16 protein-coding genes are annotated in these 17,593 nt (G+C 69.4%); 4 read left to right on the top strand and 12 right to left on the bottom strand.

Features of this window, described 5'->3' with window-relative positions; genetic code table 11:
• Genes G7043_RS33510 through G7043_RS33460 form a run of 11 tightly spaced genes read right to left on the bottom strand, consistent with a single transcriptional unit; the run spans nucleotide 1 to nucleotide 10,644 of the window.
• The gene (locus tag G7043_RS33510) at nucleotides 1-1,926 is read right to left on the bottom strand and encodes a putative baseplate assembly protein (RefSeq protein WP_166052655.1); all 1,926 of its coding nucleotides are present in this window, start codon (nucleotides 1,924-1,926) and stop codon (nucleotides 1-3) included.
• Nucleotides 1,926-2,327, bottom strand: a complete 402-nt coding sequence (locus G7043_RS33505) for a GPW/gp25 family protein (protein ID WP_166052653.1) — start codon at nucleotides 2,325-2,327, stop codon at nucleotides 1,926-1,928. Before G7043_RS33505 ends, G7043_RS33510 begins: the two co-directional genes overlap by 1 nt.
• A 4-nt stretch (nucleotides 2,328-2,331) precedes the next feature.
• On the bottom strand, nucleotides 2,332-2,616 hold the full coding sequence (locus G7043_RS33500) for a PAAR domain-containing protein (RefSeq protein ID WP_166052651.1): 285 nt from the start codon (nucleotides 2,614-2,616) through the stop codon (nucleotides 2,332-2,334).
• 10 nt (nucleotides 2,617-2,626) lie between these two features.
• On the bottom strand, nucleotides 2,627-4,396 hold the full coding sequence (locus tag G7043_RS33495; RefSeq protein WP_166052649.1) for a VgrG-related protein: 1,770 nt from the start codon (nucleotides 4,394-4,396) through the stop codon (nucleotides 2,627-2,629).
• Nucleotides 4,389-5,123: a CIS tube protein gene (locus G7043_RS33490; protein WP_166052647.1), complete on the bottom strand. Its 735-nt coding sequence runs from the start codon at nucleotides 5,121-5,123 to the stop codon at nucleotides 4,389-4,391. The genes G7043_RS33495 and G7043_RS33490 overlap by 8 nt, the downstream gene beginning before the upstream one ends.
• Nucleotides 5,120-5,548, bottom strand: a complete 429-nt coding sequence (locus tag G7043_RS33485; protein WP_166052644.1) for a phage tail protein — start codon at nucleotides 5,546-5,548, stop codon at nucleotides 5,120-5,122. The genes G7043_RS33490 and G7043_RS33485 overlap by 4 nt, the downstream gene beginning before the upstream one ends.
• Nucleotides 5,549-5,558: 10 nt before the next feature.
• Entirely contained in the window at nucleotides 5,559-8,105 is a 2,547-nt protein-coding gene (locus G7043_RS33480) for a hypothetical protein (RefSeq protein ID WP_166052642.1), read from the bottom strand.
• A gap of 6 nt (nucleotides 8,106-8,111) precedes the next feature.
• Nucleotides 8,112-8,282 (bottom strand): DUF6760 family protein, encoded by a 171-nt coding sequence (locus G7043_RS33475; RefSeq protein WP_166052640.1) that lies wholly within the window; start codon nucleotides 8,280-8,282, stop codon nucleotides 8,112-8,114.
• Nucleotides 8,279-8,647, bottom strand: coding sequence for a hypothetical protein (locus G7043_RS33470; protein WP_166052638.1), 369 nt, complete (start codon nucleotides 8,645-8,647; stop codon nucleotides 8,279-8,281). Before G7043_RS33470 ends, G7043_RS33475 begins: the two co-directional genes overlap by 4 nt.
• A gap of 23 nt (nucleotides 8,648-8,670) precedes the next feature.
• Entirely contained in the window at nucleotides 8,671-9,114 is a 444-nt protein-coding gene (locus G7043_RS33465; RefSeq protein WP_086667269.1) for a phage tail protein, read from the bottom strand.
• A 15-nt stretch (nucleotides 9,115-9,129) separates the two neighbouring features.
• Nucleotides 9,130-10,644 (bottom strand): phage tail sheath family protein, encoded by a 1,515-nt coding sequence (locus G7043_RS33460; RefSeq protein WP_166052636.1) that lies wholly within the window; start codon nucleotides 10,642-10,644, stop codon nucleotides 9,130-9,132.
• Between the two features lie 239 nt (nucleotides 10,645-10,883).
• On the opposite strand from G7043_RS33460, the gene G7043_RS33455 reads away from it, so the two are divergent.
• The 4 genes from G7043_RS33455 to G7043_RS33440 all read left to right on the top strand — a co-directional run bounded on the left by G7043_RS33455 (nucleotide 10,884) and on the right by G7043_RS33440 (nucleotide 16,883).
• The gene (locus tag G7043_RS33455) at nucleotides 10,884-12,245 is read left to right on the top strand and encodes a CBM96 family carbohydrate-binding protein (protein WP_166052634.1); all 1,362 of its coding nucleotides are present in this window, start codon (nucleotides 10,884-10,886) and stop codon (nucleotides 12,243-12,245) included.
• Between the two features lie 19 nt (nucleotides 12,246-12,264).
• Complete coding sequence (locus G7043_RS33450; RefSeq protein WP_166052632.1) at nucleotides 12,265-13,470, top strand: MFS transporter; 1,206 nt, start codon at nucleotides 12,265-12,267, stop codon at nucleotides 13,468-13,470.
• Nucleotides 13,467-14,417 carry a PD40 domain-containing protein gene (locus tag G7043_RS33445; protein WP_166052630.1) on the top strand — a complete coding sequence of 317 codons (951 nt, stop codon included), beginning with the start codon at nucleotides 13,467-13,469 and terminating at the stop codon, nucleotides 14,415-14,417. The genes G7043_RS33450 and G7043_RS33445 overlap by 4 nt, the downstream gene beginning before the upstream one ends.
• An 84-nt stretch (nucleotides 14,418-14,501) precedes the next feature.
• The gene (locus G7043_RS33440; protein ID WP_166052628.1) at nucleotides 14,502-16,883 is read left to right on the top strand and encodes a hypothetical protein; all 2,382 of its coding nucleotides are present in this window, start codon (nucleotides 14,502-14,504) and stop codon (nucleotides 16,881-16,883) included.
• Nucleotide 16,884: 1 nt separating this feature from the next.
• Here the strand turns inward: G7043_RS33440 and G7043_RS33435 are convergent, their stop codons facing one another.
• Nucleotides 16,885-17,592, bottom strand: coding sequence for an eCIS core domain-containing protein (locus G7043_RS33435; protein WP_166052626.1), 708 nt, complete (start codon nucleotides 17,590-17,592; stop codon nucleotides 16,885-16,887).
• Nucleotide 17,593: the final 1 nt, after the last annotated feature.

Genomic DNA, 17,593 nt, shown 5'->3' with positions numbered 1-17,593 from the left:
TCAGCTCCTCACCACGCGGACCTGGTGCCCGTACGAGAAAGCCAGCCCGTTCGGCGGCAGGTCCACCCGTTGCACCGCCTGCCCGCGCTCCCCCGTCACCAGGTTCGCGGCGAACAGCCGTACGTCCTCCACCAGCTCCACACCCGCAATCCGTTGCAGCACCGCGTAGACCTCGCCGGAGTGCACCGGCCGTCCGAACGGCCACCCGTCGCCGTCCGCGCCGCCGCGAATCGGGTCGAGGTAGTCCCCCAGCGCGTCCATCGCACGTGCCCGGACCGCCTCGGTCGGCGTACCGGTCCGCGCCTTGAGGTCCGCGACGACCGTGATGCCCTGGTAGAACGGCGGCTCCACGCTCACCCGCGCGCCGACGCACCTCCGCGCGTCGAGGTGGCGCGCGATCTTTTCGAGGGTCTCCTGATCGACCTCGAAGGCCGCGAAGTTCGGCTCCTCGTGCGCCGGAACGGCCGGCACGACCAGCACGCGCACCCCGTCGTCCCCCGGCGCACACCGGACCCGCGCGACCTCCGGGGCGGCCTCTCGGGCGAGGATCTCGTAGTCCTCGGCCGTCACCGCCCGATCGCGGGTCCGCAACGACAGCGGCCCCCGCAGTGCCGCGTCCTCGACGGACTCACCCGCGACACCACCGCGACCGGCCTTGCGGTTGGTCACGTTGCTCACGAACGGCACCGGATCCCGTTGCACGGTCACGAGGTTGCGCGCGACGTTGCCCCGCAGGCCGCCGCCGGTGCGGTACTCGGGCACGCGGATCGCCGCCGACTTCGCCGGAACGGCGCCGTAGTGCCGCAACGTCCCGTCCTGCTGGCGCACGGCCGGGCCGAAGATGATCTGGCCCCCGATGTTGTCCAGCTGGAAGTGCCGGTCGTCCGGCCCCGACTCGACGAACGCGGGGACCTCGACCCACTCGTCCCAGCCGTCGGTGGTCGCGACCTCGACGGTGATCGGCGCCCCCGCGACGACCGGGGTGCGGGCGAGCGGGAACCGTTGCCCGGCCACGCCTTCCGAGACGCCGATGGTCTCCGCCTGGACGACGTCGGCGTGCACGGCCTCGGTGGTGCCGCCGATGGTCGACGCGGTGACGTCGCGGATCTTCGGCGAGCGCTGGTAGAACGGCTGGTCCTGCCACAGTTCGGCGGCGCGGCAGCGCAACCAGCCGGCGCGTTGCCGGACCAGGATCGACGTGGTGTGGCCGGGCGGGACGTGCACCACGACGTCGCCGGCGGAGTTGAAGCCGCCGTTGGTGAAGTGGTCGACCTCGCACGCGGTCCAGCCCTCGCTCGTCCAGGCCTCCCACACCCATGGCGGGTCGGCCGGGTTGATGCCGGACCCCATCGGCTCGCAGTCGAACCTGAGCAGCACCGCGCAGCCCGGAACGGCGGCGGACAGGCCGAACAGCACGGCGTCCCCCGGTTCCGGCTGCTCGCTGAACGCCGACGGTTCCTTGGCGGCCTTGAGGTCGTCGGTGCGGTCCACGGGCTGGCCGTTCGCCGTGGCCGTGGCCAGGTGCGTGAGTTCGCAGGGCACGATCGTGAGCGGGCGGTCGACCGTGAAGACGACGGGCTCCTCGAGGCCCTTTCGCTGCGTCGCGACCTGGTTGCCCTGCGGCACCTCGACCGGGGCAGGTTGGGGTGCCGACAGCCAGTAGGTGACGTCCACGCGAGCGGCGGTCGGGGCGAACAGCTCGACTCCGATCAGCTCCAGGAACTTGAGGTAGTGCAGCCGCGGCACGCGGTTGAGCCGGTACATCAGCTCGTCGACCATGTGCGCGAAGGCTTCGATCAGCGTGACACCGGGGTCGGAGACGTTGTGGTCGGTCCACTCCGGACAGTGCTGCTGGACGCGGCGCTTGGCCTCGTCGACGAGCTGCTGGAAGCGCCGGTCGTCCAGGTTCGGCAAGGGAAGCGGCATCACGCACCGTCCTCGTGCGGCGGTATGACGTAGAACGGGAAGACGAGGTTGCGCGGATCGTTGGTGTTGCTCAGGGTGTAGCGGATGTCGATCAGCAGGGTGCCGTTGCCGGCCTCGGCGAAGTCGACGACCACGTCGGTGAGGTCGATGCGCGGTTCCCACCGCTCCAGCGACGCCCGCACCTCGTAGGCGATCTGCCCGGCCGTCGTCGAGTCGGCGGGCGCGAACACCAGGTCGTGGATCGCGCAGCCGAACTCGGGCCGCATCGGGCGTTCCCCCGGCGCGGTCGCGAGGATCAGCCGGATGCTCTCCACGATCTCGCGGTCGCCGTCGACGAGCGCCACCGAGCCGGTCGCGTCGGTGCGGACGGGAAAGCTGAGGCCCCTGCCGATGAAGTCCACCGGTTCACCCTCCGATCAGGACGGTCGGACACCCCGGCGGGAGGATCGGCGCGCCGCAGCCGCTCATGTCGCCCACGCGGGCCGCGGGCTTGCCGCCGATCAGCACCGTCGGGCAGCCCGGCGGGATGATCGGCGTGGGCGGGTGCACGGCGGGCGGCGGGAACGAGCACGTGTGCATGTTCCCGACCGTCGCCGCGGGCAGTCCGCCGATGAGCACGGTCGGGACACCGGGCGGCATGACGACGCCGGGGTGCCCGGTCATGTCTCCGACTCTGGCTGCGGGTGGCATGTGTGCTTCCTCAGTTGATCTTGACGATGGAACCCTTGACGGTGAGGACACCGCTGGAGGTCACCTCGGTCTGCGCCTGGCCGGCGATCTTGACCTGCGCGCCTTCCGCCTTGAGCTCGGTCTGCGCCTTGACGGTCACCTTCTGGCCCTTGAGCTCCAGCGGCCCGGTGCCGGCGTCGACGGTGATGCCGTTCTGCGCCTTGACGTTGATGGTCTTGCCGCTGGTGATCTCGACGTTCTGCGACTTCTGGTCGAGCTTGACCACGAACTTCCCGTCACCGCTGGAGATCACGATGCCGTCGTCCTCGACGAACTCGACCTTGTGGCCCTTGCGGCTCACGAACCCCCTGGCCGCGATCTCGCCGCTGGCGCCGTCGACCGGCGGTTTGGTCAGCTTCGGCGGCTTGTCCTTGCCGTTGTAGAGGCCGCCGAGCACGTAAGGCGCGTCGAACTCGCCGTGCTCGAAGCCGACCAGCACCTCGTCGCCGACCTCGGGGAGGATCACCGTGCCGCGATTCGCCCCGGCGCCCGGTTGCACCGTTCTGGCCCAGACGCTGGTGAAGTCGTTGGCGAGCCACGGGAACTTCACCTGGACCCGGCCGAGTTGCAGCGGGTCCTTGGCGTTCGTGACGATCGCGGGGACGAGTCCGTTGAGCGGCTTGGCCGTGGTGCCGTGGACCAGCCCGTAGAGCGAGCGTTCCTGCCTGCCGGACACGGTGAACTCGGTGGTGTAGCCGGTGTGCTCGGCGAACAGGTGCCGGGTGCTGGTCAGCGTGTACTTGCCCTGGAACGGCTCACCGACGTTGGCCAGCGCCACCGCCACGCCCGCCTTGAGCTCCGGATTTCCCTTCGCCACCCCGGTGAGCTCGGCGCAGGAGCCACCGAGCTGTGCCGCGATCGCTTCCGCCGCGGTCTTGGCCTCGGCGTGCGTCCGGTAGGGCAGGCCGGTTTCGAGGTGGGGCGGGGCCTTGAACTTGCCCGCGAGCTCCACCGGGTTCGCCTGCGCCACCTCGACTCCCGCGGTGTTCGGGGTGGCGGTCGCGACGACCTCCTGCTTGTTCTCGAAGTCCCAGCCCCTGACCTGCACCTCGGGCACCTGGCCGGCGGTGGTGATGCCGGCCCGCAGCGCCACGAGCGTGCTGTGCATCTCGAGGACGAGCGGGTTCGACTTGGCCTTGGCGTTGGGTTTCGGCGCGGCCGCCGGTGGTTCGGGCAGCTTGAAGTCGAGCTTGCCCTCGCGGACGGCGATCTGCGCGCCGACGGTTCTGGCCAGGCGGCTGAGGAACTCCCAGTCGCTGACGTTGTCCTGGCTGAGCTGCGTGTCCGGCCGGCCGCCGAAGCCCGGCACGTTGTCGATCTCGCCGGGCTTGATCTTCGCGCGTTCGGCGACCTTCCTGACGACGTCGCTGACCGTCATGTTCGGGTAGACCGCGACCCGCGTGCCGCGGAACAGCCGGTGCGCCTCGTCGTACCCTCTGACCTCGGTGAACGTGCCCTGCCCGTCCAGCTCGACGCCGACCGCCGTGATCTCGCCGCTCATCAACGACTTCGGCCCGCCGGGGTCGGCCGTCTGCACCTTGAGCGCGGCCTTCGCACCGATCTTGAAGCCGCCCTTGGCGAGCACGACGTGGCCGGGGTCGCGGAACCGCAGCACGAACATGTCCGGCAGGTTCCGGCTGTCGTCGACGTACGCGTAGGTCAACAGCAGCTTGACGTCCGCGGGCAACGGCCGGCCCTCGACCTCGACGACCAGGTTGTTGGCGAAGCTCTCGTTAGCCATGCTGGATCTCCTCCAACGCCGGAACGAGGACCGTCGTGCCGAGCTTGAGCCGCATCGGGTCGTCGATGCCGTTGGCCTCGGCGATGTGGCGCCACAGCTCCGGATTGCCGTACGCCTGGTACGCCAGGCTCTGCAGCGAGTCGCCGGCGGTGAGGACGTGCACGTCCCTGGCCGCGAGCGCGCCGCTGGTCGGGTTCTGCCCGCCCGGTTCACCGCTGACCTCTTCGAGGTTGACCGTGCACACCGCCCGCACCGGCATGCCGCCGGGGGTGAAGAGCGTGTACTTGGCCGTGACGCTGGAGACGTAGCTCGGGAAGCCCTTCGTGGTGCCCCACTGGAAGATGACCCAGGGCGGGCTGCCCTTGCCGTCCGTGCGGCTGTCCTTCGTGGGCACGGTGAGCTTGAACAGCTGCTCGACCATCTTGACGGTCGAGTCGCCCATGTCCTTGGTGGAGTCGAGGAAGATCTCCAGACTCAGCTTCGCGGGTTCGGCGCCCTTGAACTCCGGCACGCCGGCCTTGGCCGCGTTGGGCTGCGTCTGCCGCTGCCACTTGGCGTTCTTGGCGAGCGTCAACTCCTTGGGGTTGAACTGGAACTCGATGTCGGCGATCCACGCACCCGGCTTCTGCACGCTGCCGCGCTTCGGCGGCTCGTGCACCACCAGGATCGCGTGCACCATCTTCTTGGACGTCGTCGCGGGCCCCGCGCTCGTGAACGTGATGGTCATCGCGCGTCCAAGAACCCGTGGTGCGCCAGCTCGAGCGTCTCCGTGGCGACCTTGGTCTGCTCCGCGCTCAACTGCGGCCCGGTCCACCTGACCGGGATGACCTCGCTCAGCGACCAGCTGGCGATCGTCTTGCCCTCCAGCGTCTTCGCCTCGATGACGGCCGTCCGCCGCTTGACGCCCGACGCCATGCCGGCGATCCACTTCGTGATCTTCTGGCTGTCCCTGGTGACCGGCCGGGTGAGCTTGACGTTGGGATACTTGATGCGCGTCGGCAGCTGCCAGACCATCCCGTTGTTGCCGCCCTCTTCCCGCTGCTCGATGACGAACTCGCACCCGAGCCCCTCACAGCTGTTGAACGACCCCAGGTCGTCCTTGTCCACCTGCACGCTGAAGCAGACGGCGACGGCTTCCTCTGGTGCGGTCATGGCGTTGTCCTCACAGGTCGGTGAGCGCCCCACGACGCTCGCGGTCGAGCCACAGATCGGCCTTGAGCCGGCGCAGCAGGGGGTCGTACAACTTGCGGAGCAGTTCCTCGGGGTTCTGCGCCGACGGTGCCGCGGCGGGCTGAGCCTTTTCGGGCTGGGGTGGTTCGGGCTGGGACGGTTCGGGCTGGGGTGCTTCGACTCGCTGGACTTCCACGATCCGCTGGACGAGTTCGGGCGCCGGGGGTTCGGGAGTGGCGACGACCGGCAGCGCTGGAGGTGTTGCCCGTTGGACGGCCGGCGGGCTGGTACCTGCGAACCGCTGTGCGACCGGCTCGGCGAAGTCTGTCCGGGGCAAGGCGAGTGTCGTGGTTGCTGTTGGGGCGCCGGTTGGTTCGGGGTGGGTGAGGACCGGCAGGGCGGGCGCGGTGCCGACAAGCCGTTGCACCACTGGGGAACTGGCCTGTGGCAACGTGGGCGGATCCCCAATCCGGGTGTTCGGGGAGGCTGGAGTGTGGTTCACCGTGGAGAGGCGCTGAACCGTCGGAAGTGCGGCGGTTCCGGGGCTGTTCTGGCCACCATTGACCGGGTGGTCCACTGCTCGCTGCAGCGTTGGTGCATCCGCCTCGGCCCGCTGCACCATCGGTGACGCGGGTCCGGGGACGGCACCGGTCTGGAGGATGTCAGGCATGCGCTGCAACGTCGGCGCATCCGCACTCCACGCAGTCGAGGGCGGGTCCGACTCGGTCCGCTGCACCGTTGACGCCACGGCACCCTCGGCGGGTCCGGGGATCGGGCCGAGCCGGCGGACGTCCACCGGGTGATCCACTGCTCGCTGCAGTGTCGGCGCGTTCGCCTCGGCCCGCTGCACCATCGGTGACGCGGGTCCGGGGGCGGTGCTGGTCTGGAGGATGTCAGCCGTGCGCTGCAGCGTCGGCGCGTCCGCACTCCGAGCAGCCGAGCGCGGGCCCGACTCGGTCCGCTGCACGATCGGCGGCACGGCACCGCCGACAGGTCCGGGGATGGGGCCGGTCTGGCGGACATCAGCCGGTTGTTCTGCTGCCCGCTGCACCGTCGAGGACGCGACATCGCGGGCGGGTTCGGGAGTGACGCTGCTTTGACGGATGTCGGCTTGCTGCAACGTCGGCACATCCGCACTCCGAGCAACCGTCGCCGACACAGCACCCTCGACGGAGCCGGGGACAGCGCCGGTCTCGCGGACATCAACCGCACGCTGCAACGTCGGCACATCCGCACTCCGAGCAACCGTCGCCGACACAGCACCCTCGACGGAGCCGGGGACAGCGCCGGTCTCGCGGACGTCAGCCGCACGCTGCAAGGTCGGCGCATCCACACTCCGAGCAACCAAGGATTGCCCCTGCTCGGTCCGCCGCACCGCAGGCGACACAGCACCGCCGACCAGTCCGGGACCGATGCCGGTCTGACGAACGTCAGACGCGCGCTGCAACGTCGGCACATCCGGCCCCAGCTCGGGCCCCTGCACCGTCGCCGACACAGCACTCTCAACCGGCCTGGGGACGCTGCCACCCTGACGAACATCAGCCGCACGCTGCAACGTGGGCCGATCCGCAGAACTGCCCACCTCGCCGACCACCGACGGACCCAGCTCGGTCCGCTGCACGGTCGGCGACCCAGCCCCTTCGACGGGTCCGGTCTGGCGGACGTCAGGCGCGCGCTGCAGTGTCGGCGCATCCGCACTCCGAGCAACCTCGGACGGCCCCTGCGCGGTTCGCTGCACCGCTGGCGTTGCGGTGCCTCGGACGGGTTCAGCAGTGCTCGGGCGAACATCGGCCAGGCGCTGCACCACCGGCCCGACAGCTCGCTCCGGCGTGTCCTCGTGGAATTCGGCGGACTGCTGAGGCCCTGCCGGCACCTGCTCGGCGAGGCCCAGTATCGGGGCCGACGCCGAGTCACCAGACTCCTCCGGGCTGTGCACCACGTGTTCGGTTCCCGGCTCGTTCTGGGCAGACACTCGGGTGGCGGAGGGCGGTTCCGGCGCGGACGGCACAACAGATCGCTGCACGACCGGCGAGATCGGCTCACCGAGGCCCAGCCTCCGCGGCCGGGCCGGGCGAGGCGGCTCTTCCGGCACCGAGCGCTGCACCGCCGCCGCCGGCCCGGTCTCGTTCGCGGTCTCGGTCACAAGTTCCGGCAATGCGGGTTCCTGCACGGGTTCCGGCCGCGGTTCAGGTGCAACCTCAACGTGACCTGGCGAAACCGCGGGCGCGCTGTCCACCGCCAGCCGCGAAACCACCGGCACCGCGGCAGGTTCGGACTTCCACACCGGAGTCCAGCCCGAAGGTTCCGCGGCAGCAGGAGCAGCCACGTCCGAGATCGAGCCGGACGGCTCGGCCGGGCCCACGGCGTGGGCCAAGGGCGCCAGGAACGACGGGTTCTGCCACGACGTCAGCCGCGACGAGAAGGACGACACCGGGTTGATCAGCGGATGCGGCGAGACGACCCGCTGCAGGGGCGGCAACGTCCGCCAGTCGGCCCGGACCACGGGCAAAGGAGCAGAACGCCGTCGAAAGGGCCACACGACAAGTCACCTCCCCGAACCAGAACCAGCCGAGATCCGCGTGTTGATGCGGCCGATCTCCTCCACGTACCGCAGCCGCTCGGGGTGCTCCAGGTCCAAAATGGACTCCAGCGACCAGTGGAAGTGGTAGGCGACGTACGCGACCTCCGAGTACAGCCGGTCCGGCGCGTACGTCACGATTCCCCCAGGCGCCCACCTGAGATGTCGACCTCGAACCCGTGCCCGCAGGAGGGACACAGCACCGCCGAGCGCGTGTGCCCCTCGCTGTTGATGCGGCGGTACATGTCCTGCAGGAAAGCCAGGTCCGAGGCGAACAGGTTCTCGATGATCCCGGCGTGCACGTCGGTGACCGAACCGATCCGCACCACCACTCGCCCGAGCAGCACCACCGTCAGGAACGCCGCGTTCTCGCGAACGCGGTCGTCCCGCAACGGGATCAGCTCGTCGCGTGCCGTGGCCAGACGCATCACCCCGGACTTGTGCACCACGCCGGAGTCGTCCACGTAACCGCGCGGAAGCTCGAACGCGAACTCCGTCTGCATCGAAACGACAGCAGCAGCCCGCTTCACTCGACTTCCATCTCCTCGTAGGTGACCGTGAGCTTCTCGGTCAGCACGGAGGTGTCGCCGGCCTTCAACGAGCCGATCTCCAACGCCTTCGGCCAGCAGCGCATGATCTTGTAGCGCTTGATCGCGGAGCCTTCGTAGTCGTAGACGACGACCACGCCGTTCTTGCGGGCGGCGCCCATCTTGCCGAAGCGGGAGTCCTTCACCCACTTCTCGAACGAGTTGTCGCCCGTCAGGCCGCGGGTGAAGACGACCTCGCCCGCCTTCTGGCGGCCGGGCAGCTTCTTGATGACGTACTTGCCGTCGGCCATGTTCTGCTTGAGCTCGATGACGTCCTGCTCCATCTTCAGGCCGGTCACCTCGGAGATCTGCTTGATCGTGATGCCGTCGACCTCCAGGCCGAACGAGTGGCCTACCGACGTGTCGAGATCGGGGAGTGCCATGTCGATGAACCGCCTTTACTCGTTGACCAGACTGGTGCCGCCCTGCAACTGGGCGAGCCGGAAGACGACGAACTCCGCGGGCTTCACCGGCGCGATGCCGACTTCGCACACGACCTGGCCGAGGTCGATGCCTTCGGCCGGGTTGGTCTCGCGGTCGCACTTGACGTAGAACGCCTCGTCCGGCGTCAGGCCGAACAGCGCGCCCTTTCGCCACTCCATCACCAGGAACGCGGCGATGGTGCGGCGGATCCTGGCCCACAGGGCGTCGTCGTTCGGCTCGAAGACGACCCACTGCGTTCCGTCCAGAATGGACTCTTCCAGGTAGTTGAAGAGCCGCCTGACGTTCAGGTAGCGCCAGGCCGGGTCGGAGGACAACGTCCGCGCGCCCCAGACGCGGATGCCGCGCCCGGTGAACGACCGGATGCAGTTCACGCCGATCGGGTTCAGCAGCTCCTGCTCGGCCTTGGTGAGCTGGGTCTGCAGCGCCACCGCACCGCGCACGGTCTCGTTCGCGGGAGCCTTGTGCACGCCGCGGGTCGCGTCGGTGCGCGCCCACACGCCTGCCATGTGACCTGACGGCGGCACGAAGATGTTGTCCGAAGTGGACGGATCGTAGACCTTGATCCACGGGTAGTAGAGGGTCGCGTACTTCGAGTCGTAGCCCGCCTCGACCTGCTTCCAGTTCTTCATCTCGTCCGGCGAGAATTCCGGTGGCGGGTCCAGGATCGCCATGCGGTCGCCCATGAGCTCGCAGTGCGCGATCACCGCCGCCTGCACGGTCTTCACGGCTTCCAGCGTGATCAGCCCGCGCTGGTAGGAGCTCATCAGGTCGGGGACCGCGACCATCGTGACCTCGTCGATCGCCTCCAGACCACCGAAGCCGGTGCGGTCGGCGACGTCGCCCACGTAGTCGTCCGCCACGACCTTGCGCGGCACCGGAGGCGGCGCGGGGGCCTCGCGCAGCGCCACGGAAGCCTTGTCCGGTCGCGCGACCGAAGCTCCGGCGACCTCTTCGATCGTGATCAGCTTCGAGGCCGTGTTCACGACGGTGACGACGTTCTCCTTGCCGCGCTTGGCGGAGACCTGGTGCGTCTCGACGACCTTGCCGTTGTCCTTGACCAGCAACGAGAAGCGGTCGTCCGGCGCGTTCTCCCCCGCCGGGTCACCGACCTCGACCGAGAGCGAACCCGCGCCGAGCTCGCGCGCCGAGACGCGATACGCGCCCAGCTGGGCCTGCGGACCGGCAGGCAGCGCGGCGGCGGACTTCGACCCGCCGACGCGGACGACGTAGCAGTTGTTGCCACCGTTGAGGAAGTAGCCGTAGACGGCCAGCGGCAGGTAGCAGCCCTCGGCGAAGTCACCGAACTTCTCGGTGTACTGCGCCCAGTTCGACACCAGCGTCGCGGTGTTGTACTCACCCTTGGCCGCGAACCCGACGAACGCGGCGACGGCGGTGCCGACGCCCTCGATCGGGCGGGCACCTGCCTCCACCTCCTCGACGTACACGCCCGGCGAGAGATAGGTGGGCATCGACGGCCTCCCATGTCGTACGGAACCCTGTCCGACACATGCTGCTGCGACCAGGGAAAACGCGACACGACCGCGCGGCGGTGCCGGAGGGAGCCGGTGACTGCCCGAAAGGGCAGTCACCCTGTGGCGGGGTTTTCCCGCCGTTCACCGAACTGCCTACGAACGACCGTTGGAGAGCGGTGCTCCGCACCCCTACTCTTCGCGACGGCCCATGTCCGCCCACCACTGCAAGGACTGGCATGTCACGTCGCAGAGCGCCCCTGGCCGTGCTCTCCACGATCATCGTCACGGCGGCGACCCTCACTGCCTCCACCACCGCCCAAGCGGCGACAACGACCTTCACCCCGACCGCCGACACCTACGTCGACAGCGCCGCCGCCGGCACCAACTACGGGACGTCCGGACAGCTCGGCATCGACAACTCGTCGACCAAACGGTCGTTCCTCAAGTTCTCCGTCTCCGGGATCAGCGGCGCGGTCAGCAACGCCAAGTTGCGCATCCACACCGATGACGTCTCCGACGCGCAGAGCCCGAACGGCGGCACGTTCCGGTCCATGAGCAACGTCAGCTGGACCGAAACCGCTGTCACCTGGAACAACCAGCCCGCCGTGGACGGCGCCACGCTCGGCTCGCTCGGCGCGGTCGTGCGCAACGCCTGGTACGAGGTCGACGTGACCAGCTACGTCACTGGCAACGGCACGTTCAGCATCGGCGTCACGTCGAGCAACTCCGACGGTGCCGACTACGACTCGCGGGAGTCCGGCGCCACCACCGCGCCACAGCTCGTGATCACCAGCGGCACCACCGAACCGCCCGGCGACCCGGTGTGGGTCGGCGCCGGTGACATCGCGGACTCCGGCTCCGGTGACAGCGCCACCGCCGCGCTGCTGGACAACATCCAGGGCACGGTGTGGACCACGGGTGACAACGTCTACCCGGACGGCACCGCCGGGCAGTTCACGAGCTACTACGAGCCCACGTGGGGCCGGCACAAGGCGCGCACGCGTCCGACGCCCGGCAACCACGACTACCACACCAGTGGCGCCACGGGGTACTACAACTACTTCGGGTCACTGGCCGGACCGTCGGGGCAGGGCTACTACTCCTACGACCTCGGCAACTGGCACATCGTGGCGTTGAACTCCAACATCAGCATGTCCGCGGGCAGCGCGCAGGAGCAGTGGCTGCGGCAGGACCTCGCGGCGAGCACGAAGCCGTGCACCGCGGCGTACTGGCACCACCCGCTGTTCACCAGCGGCGCCAACCACGCGCCCTCGGCGGCCACCAAGCCGTTGTTCCAGGCGCTGTACGACGCCAACGCGGACCTGGTGCTCTTCGGGCACAACCACCAGTACGAGCGGTTCGCCCCGCAGAACCCCAACGGCGGGCTGGACAACGCACGCGGCATCCGCACGTTCGTCGCGGGCATGGGCGGCGCGGGCGCCTACGGTTTCGGCACGATCAAGCCGAACAGCGAGGCGCGCAACACCGGCACCCGAGGCGTGTTGAAGCTGACGTTGCACAGCAACAGCTTCGACTGGCAGTTCGTCCCCGAGGCCGGCAAGACCTACACCGACAGCGGCACCACGAACTGCCACTGACGGACCGCTGGAGGCCGATGTGTACCTGTCCACCTTAGACAAACCCAGGACGGCGAACTGGAAAGGGCTGAGCGGCAACGTCTTCGCGCTCGGCACGGTCAGCCTGATCACCGACGTCTCGTCGGAGATGGTCGCTGCGATCCTGCCGCTGTACCTGGTCATCGGCCTCCAGCTCAGCCCGGCCGCGTACGGGCTGATCGACGGCGTCTACACCGGCGCCACCACGTTGCTCAGGCTCGCCGGCGGCTACCTCGCCGACCGGACCAACAGGCGCAAGGCGGTCGCGGGCTTCGGTTACGGGCTCTCGGCCGCGGCCAAGCTCGGGCTGCTGGCCGCGGGCAACTCCCTGAGCGCGCTCGGGTTCGTGATCACCGCGGACCGCGCGGGCAAAGGTCTGCGCACCGCGCCACGGGACGCGCTGATCACCCTCTCGACGCCGAGCGACGACCTGGGCCGGGCGTTCGGCGTGCACCGCGCGATGGACGGAATCGGTGCCTTCGCCGGGCCGCTCGTCGCGATGGCGGTGCTGGCTGCTTCGGCACAGTCGTTCGACGCGGTGTTCGTCACCAGCTTCTGCATCGCGGCGTTCGGCGTGCTGGTGCTCTTGCTCTACGTGCGCGACCGACCGGAACCGGTGGAGCGCAAGGAACCTCTGAAGCTCGCGCTGCTCAAGGACCCGGCCGTGCGCAGGATCGTGGCGGCCGCGTCCCTGCTCGGCCTGGTCACCATCGGCGACGGGTTCGTGTACCTGTTGCTGCAGAAGCGGGAAGGGCTGGCGTTCGGCTGGTTCCCGCTGCTCGCCGTCGGCACGAGCTTGGTCTACCTGCTGCTGGCCGCACCTCTGGGCGCGCTCGCCGACCGCGTCGGCCGGCTGAAGGTCATGCTGTGCGGCTACGGCGCGCTGACGCTGGTCTACCTGTTGCTCTTCGGACCGCTGGGTGGCTGGCCGTTGCTGGTCCTGGTCGTGCTGCTCTACGGCGTCTTCTACGCGGCCACGGACGGCGTGCTGATGGCGCTCGCCGGGCCGGTCCTGCCGGAACGCCTGCGCACCACCGGGATCGCGCTGATCCAAAGTGGACAGGCACTCGCCTACCTCGGCTCGTCCGTGCTGTTCGGTCTCGCCTGGCAGTTCTGGAGCCCGGAGACCGCCACCAGGATCGCCGCGGTCGCGGTCGTCCTGGCCCTGCTCACCACCGCCGCACTGCTGGGACGTCGCCGCTCATGAAGAACCGCCTGCTCATCACCGTGATCGCCGCCGTGTTGCTCGGTGGCGTCGCGGTCGGCTACACCGTGCTGTCCGGCGCCTCGCCAGAAGAGGCCGCGCACTCCGTCCCGACGGGCGACGGCCCGCGGCTGATGATGCTCAGCAACGGCAAGCTCTCCACGGTGTCCCGCAACGATCCCGCCGGCTCGCGGGACGTCACCGAACAGCGCTGCGACCGCGTGTACGCCGCCGCGGGCACCATCTCGTGCCTGCGCCCGGTGGGTGCGCTGAAAGCAGGCGAACTGGCCGTGCTCGACAGTCAGCTGAAGGAACTGAAGACCGTCCCGCTGACCGGTTTCCCGAACCGCACGCGGGTGTCCGCCAGCGGGCGCATGGTGGCCTGGACGCTGTTCGTCGACGGGCATTCCTACGCCGCCAACGGGTTCTCGACCAGCACCGGCATCCTCGACACGAAGACCGGCACGCTCGTGCACTCGCTGGAGGAGTTCGCCGTCGAGGGCATGTCCCAACGGCCCGTGGACGTGAACTTCTGGGGTGTCACGTTCACCGCCGACGACAACCGCTTCTACGCCACCATGTCCACCGGCGGCCACCGCTACCTGCTCGAAGGCGACTTCGCGGCCCGCAGGGTCCGTCTGACGGGCCAGGAGAACGTCGAGTGCCCGTCGCTGTCCCCGGACGGCACCCGGATCGCCTACAAGGCCGCGGTCAACGGCGATCCCCAGCAGGGCTGGCGGGTGTCCGTGCTCGACCTGGCGACGAAGAAGATCACGCCGCTCGCCGAGACCCGCAGCGTCGACGACCAGCCGGCGTGGCTGGACGACAGGACCGTCGCGTACGGGATCCAGCGCGACGACGGCCTGAACGACGTGTGGGCCGTGCCCGCGGACGGCTCCGGCACCCCGGCGGTGCTGGTGCCCGAAGCGAACTCCCCCGCCCCCTGGTGATTGCCCGAACGGGCGCCCGCCGGTGCACGAGTGGCCGACCACGCAGCTCTCGACGGCTGCTGAACCGGTGCGAACACTGAAGAAATGACCCACGCTGTGCCCGGCCGCGACCGGCCCGCCGACGCACGTGGGACCCGTTCCGCCCCAGCGCCGCCCACACCGAAGCCGCCGCCGAGGCATCACCTCAACGCCGCGGCCGCGATGGCGTTGCAACGTCAGGCCGGCAACCGCGCGGTGGCGAGCCTCGTCCCGTCCGCGCCGCAGGAAACCGTGCTGCAGCGCGGCATTCTCGACGACGTCGCGGGCGTGGCCGGTGACGTCAAAGGCCGCGTCCTGGGCCAGTTCGGCACCTGGGCGCGCCGCATCCCCGGCTACGGCGTGCTCTGCGTGGCACTGGGCAAGGACCCGATCACCCAGCAACCGGTCGCGCGCGACGCCACCGCGATCGTCGGCGCGCTCGTCGGCCTGGTGCCCGGCGGCGCCGCGCTGTGGGAGAACCTGCAGCAGTCCGGCGCGGTCGCCAAAGCGGGCGAGTGGCTCTCGGCGGAGCTGCCGAAGCTGGGACTGACCTGGGAATCGATCCGCGCCCTGTTCGCCAGGGCGTGGGACGCGGTGAGCGTGACCGACCTGATCGACCCGAGCGCCGTCTGGAACCGGCTGTCCGGCATCTTCAGCGACCCGATCGCCCGGCTGCGCACCTTCGCGAGCGCCGCCGGCACCAAGCTGATGGAGCTCGTCTTCGAAGGCGTGCTCGGCGGCGCGGGCGGCATCGGCGGCCAGGTGATGGGCATCATCCACCGCGCGGGCGACGTGATCGGCACGATCGTCCGCAACCCGATCGGCTTCGCGGGCAACCTGGTCACCGCCGTCCGCGGCGGCCTCGGCCAGTTCGTCACCAACGTCCTGACCCACCTGCGCACGGGCCTCTTCGGCTGGCTGACCGGAGCCCTGCGCGGCGCGGTCCAGATCCCGCAGCGCTTCGACTTCGGCGGCATCCTCTCCATGGTCGCGAGCATGCTGGGCCTGACCTGGCAGTGGCTGCGCGAACGCCTGGTCCGCACCCTCGGCGAACGCACCGTCCGCCTGGTGGAAACCGGCGTCGACTGGGTGCGCGACATAGCGACCCGAGGCCTCGCCGCGGTGTCACAACGACTGGGCGACATGGCGTCCGGCTTCGTGGACACGGTGATCGGCGGCATCCGCGACTGGGTGGCGAACTCGATCGTCGGCGCCGCGATCACCCGCCTCATCTCGATGTTCAACCCGGCCGGCGCCGTCATCCAGGCAATCCTGGCCGTGTACAACACGATCCGTTTCTTCATCGAACGCGCCCAGCAACTCGGCGCCCTGGCCGAGTCGGTGTTCGGTTCCATCGCCGCGATCGCCTCCGGCAGCCTGGACACCGCCAAGAACGCGGTGGAGCAGGCGCTCGGGCGGGCCGTGCCCGTGGTGCTCGGGTTCCTGGCGCGGCTGATCGGGCTCGGGGACGTGGCGGCGCCGGTGCGCAACGTCGTCACGCGGATCCGGGGGGCGGTGGATCGGGCGGCGGACCGGGTGATCGGCTGGGTGTCCGGGGTGGCGCGCAGGCTGACCGGACGAGGTGGTGCTCCGGCAGCGGAAGGCCAGTCCCCGCAGGGGAACCAGACCAGGGATCTCAGCGGGTTGATGGGAAGCCAGACCGTGGCGATGAAGGGCCACACCCACACGGTGACGCTCGAGAAACAGAACGGCAGTCACGTCGTGATGATGGCCAGCGAGAAGGAACGCCTTTCCGCCAAGCTGTACCGAGCGCTGCAGGACCAGGAGGTGCAGAAGAACTCGCAGGTCGTCGAGCACCTCCACGGGGTGCAGGCCAGCCTTCGCGAGTACGAGGACAAGATCCACCAACACGAGCGGGTAGCCCCGAACGAGCGCGAGCTGAACAGGGTCCGTGCCGAGGTGGAGACGTACTCGAGGCAGATGATCAGTCAGCTGGCCATGATCGGCCGGGTCATGGACATCGACATCCTCAAGGGCGGCGTGTACGTGCTCGACAACAAAGTGCACCCGGACTACGACGCGTCCATCCGCCGCACCTTCTACGGCCCGGAGTCCGCCTACCAAGCGCACCGCAACACACTGATGGCCGCGCAGATAGCGCTCATGCACAGCCAGCCCCAGTGGGCCTCCAACCCGATGTTCGGCCAGGGCACCTACGTCTGTCCGGGCGCGAGTCGCGGTGGCCTGACCAAGCCCGCGCATCTCATGTCCCAGGCCGACGGCGCGGTGGATCACAAAACCCCGGTGGTCTCGCACTGGAGGACCAACGGCCGCAACGAAAGCCAAGGGGACCGCGAAGAGTGGTACCAGCGGCTCGGCAATCTGCAGATCCTGTGCTCCACCTGCAACGGCTTCAAGGGCGGCGGCGGCGAGAACTTCGAACGTGAGGTCGGCGCGACCTTCACCGGTCCGAACGGCCTGCGGTGACCTACTCGGCGGCTTCTTCCTCTTCCTCCGCCCGCTGCACGAACGTCTGCGCGGTCTCCTCTTCCTCAGCAGGAGCTTCCTCACGCTGAACAGCCGCCTCACCATGACCACCGTGGTCCGCACACCGCTGCACGGGAGCGGCAGGAGCAGACATGATCCGGTCGGCGTTCGACACGGCCTCCCGCTCGAACCGGTCCGAAGGATCGCTGACCTTGACCCCACCTCCGGCATCGGTCCCGTCCACCGGCCCGGACCGCTGCTGCACCACGTGCGTCAGCTCGTGCGCCAGCATGTGCTTGCCGGTGTCCGAGGAGGGGTCGTACTTGTCGCGCTGGAACACGATGTTCGACCCGACGGTGTAAGCCTGCGCGTTCACCGACTTCGCCGAGTCGTGTGCCGCGGCGCCGGTGTGCACGCGGACGTCGGAGAAGTCCTGGCCGAAGCGGCCTTCCATGTCTTCGCGCACGTCCGCCGACAGAGGCGAGCCGCCGGACGAGACGACGTCGTGCACGGGTGAGCGTTCCTCCTCCACGACGGCGCCGACGCCCGCGTTGCCCACGGCCCGTTGCAGGCCGAGCATGCCCGTCGGTCCCAGCACGTCGGGGCGGCCTGCCACGGCCGCGCGGCCCAGCAGGTCGGTTTCCTCGTGTGGCATCCGGTCGCCCTTGGGGCGGAAGGAAGTTTCCTGCTCGTGTTCGTGTCCCCGCATC

The organism is Lentzea alba (assembly GCF_011067745.1).
GTDB lineage: Bacteria > Actinomycetota > Actinomycetes > Mycobacteriales > Pseudonocardiaceae > Lentzea > Lentzea alba.
This window is presented reverse-complemented; position numbering and strand designations above follow the sequence as displayed.

Bases quoted from the DNA above. Each gene is read 5' to 3' on its own strand.
- G7043_RS33500 (WP_166052651.1), bottom strand. From the start codon at position 2,616: ATGCCACCCGCAGCCAGAGTCGGAGACATGACCGGGCACCCCGGCGTC.
- G7043_RS33435 (WP_166052626.1), bottom strand. From the start codon at position 17,592: ATGCGGGGACACGAACACGAGCAGGAAACTTCCTTCCGCCCCAAGGGC.
- G7043_RS33490 (WP_166052647.1), bottom strand. From the start codon at position 5,123: ATGACCATCACGTTCACGAGCGCGGGGCCCGCGACGACGTCCAAGAAG.
- G7043_RS33470 (WP_166052638.1), bottom strand. From the start codon at position 8,647: ATGCAGACGGAGTTCGCGTTCGAGCTTCCGCGCGGTTACGTGGACGAC.
- G7043_RS33485 (WP_166052644.1), bottom strand. From the start codon at position 5,548: ATGACCGCACCAGAGGAAGCCGTCGCCGTCTGCTTCAGCGTGCAGGTG.
- G7043_RS33510 (WP_166052655.1), bottom strand. From the start codon at position 1,926: ATGCCGCTTCCCTTGCCGAACCTGGACGACCGGCGCTTCCAGCAGCTC.
- G7043_RS33445 (WP_166052630.1), top strand. From the start codon at position 13,467: ATGAAGAACCGCCTGCTCATCACCGTGATCGCCGCCGTGTTGCTCGGT.
- G7043_RS33455 (WP_166052634.1), top strand. From the start codon at position 10,884: ATGTCACGTCGCAGAGCGCCCCTGGCCGTGCTCTCCACGATCATCGTC.
- G7043_RS33465 (WP_086667269.1), bottom strand. From the start codon at position 9,114: ATGGCACTCCCCGATCTCGACACGTCGGTAGGCCACTCGTTCGGCCTG.
- G7043_RS33460 (WP_166052636.1), bottom strand. From the start codon at position 10,644: ATGCCCACCTATCTCTCGCCGGGCGTGTACGTCGAGGAGGTGGAGGCA.
- G7043_RS33440 (WP_166052628.1), top strand. From the start codon at position 14,502: ATGACCCACGCTGTGCCCGGCCGCGACCGGCCCGCCGACGCACGTGGG.
- G7043_RS33495 (WP_166052649.1), bottom strand. From the start codon at position 4,396: ATGGCTAACGAGAGCTTCGCCAACAACCTGGTCGTCGAGGTCGAGGGC.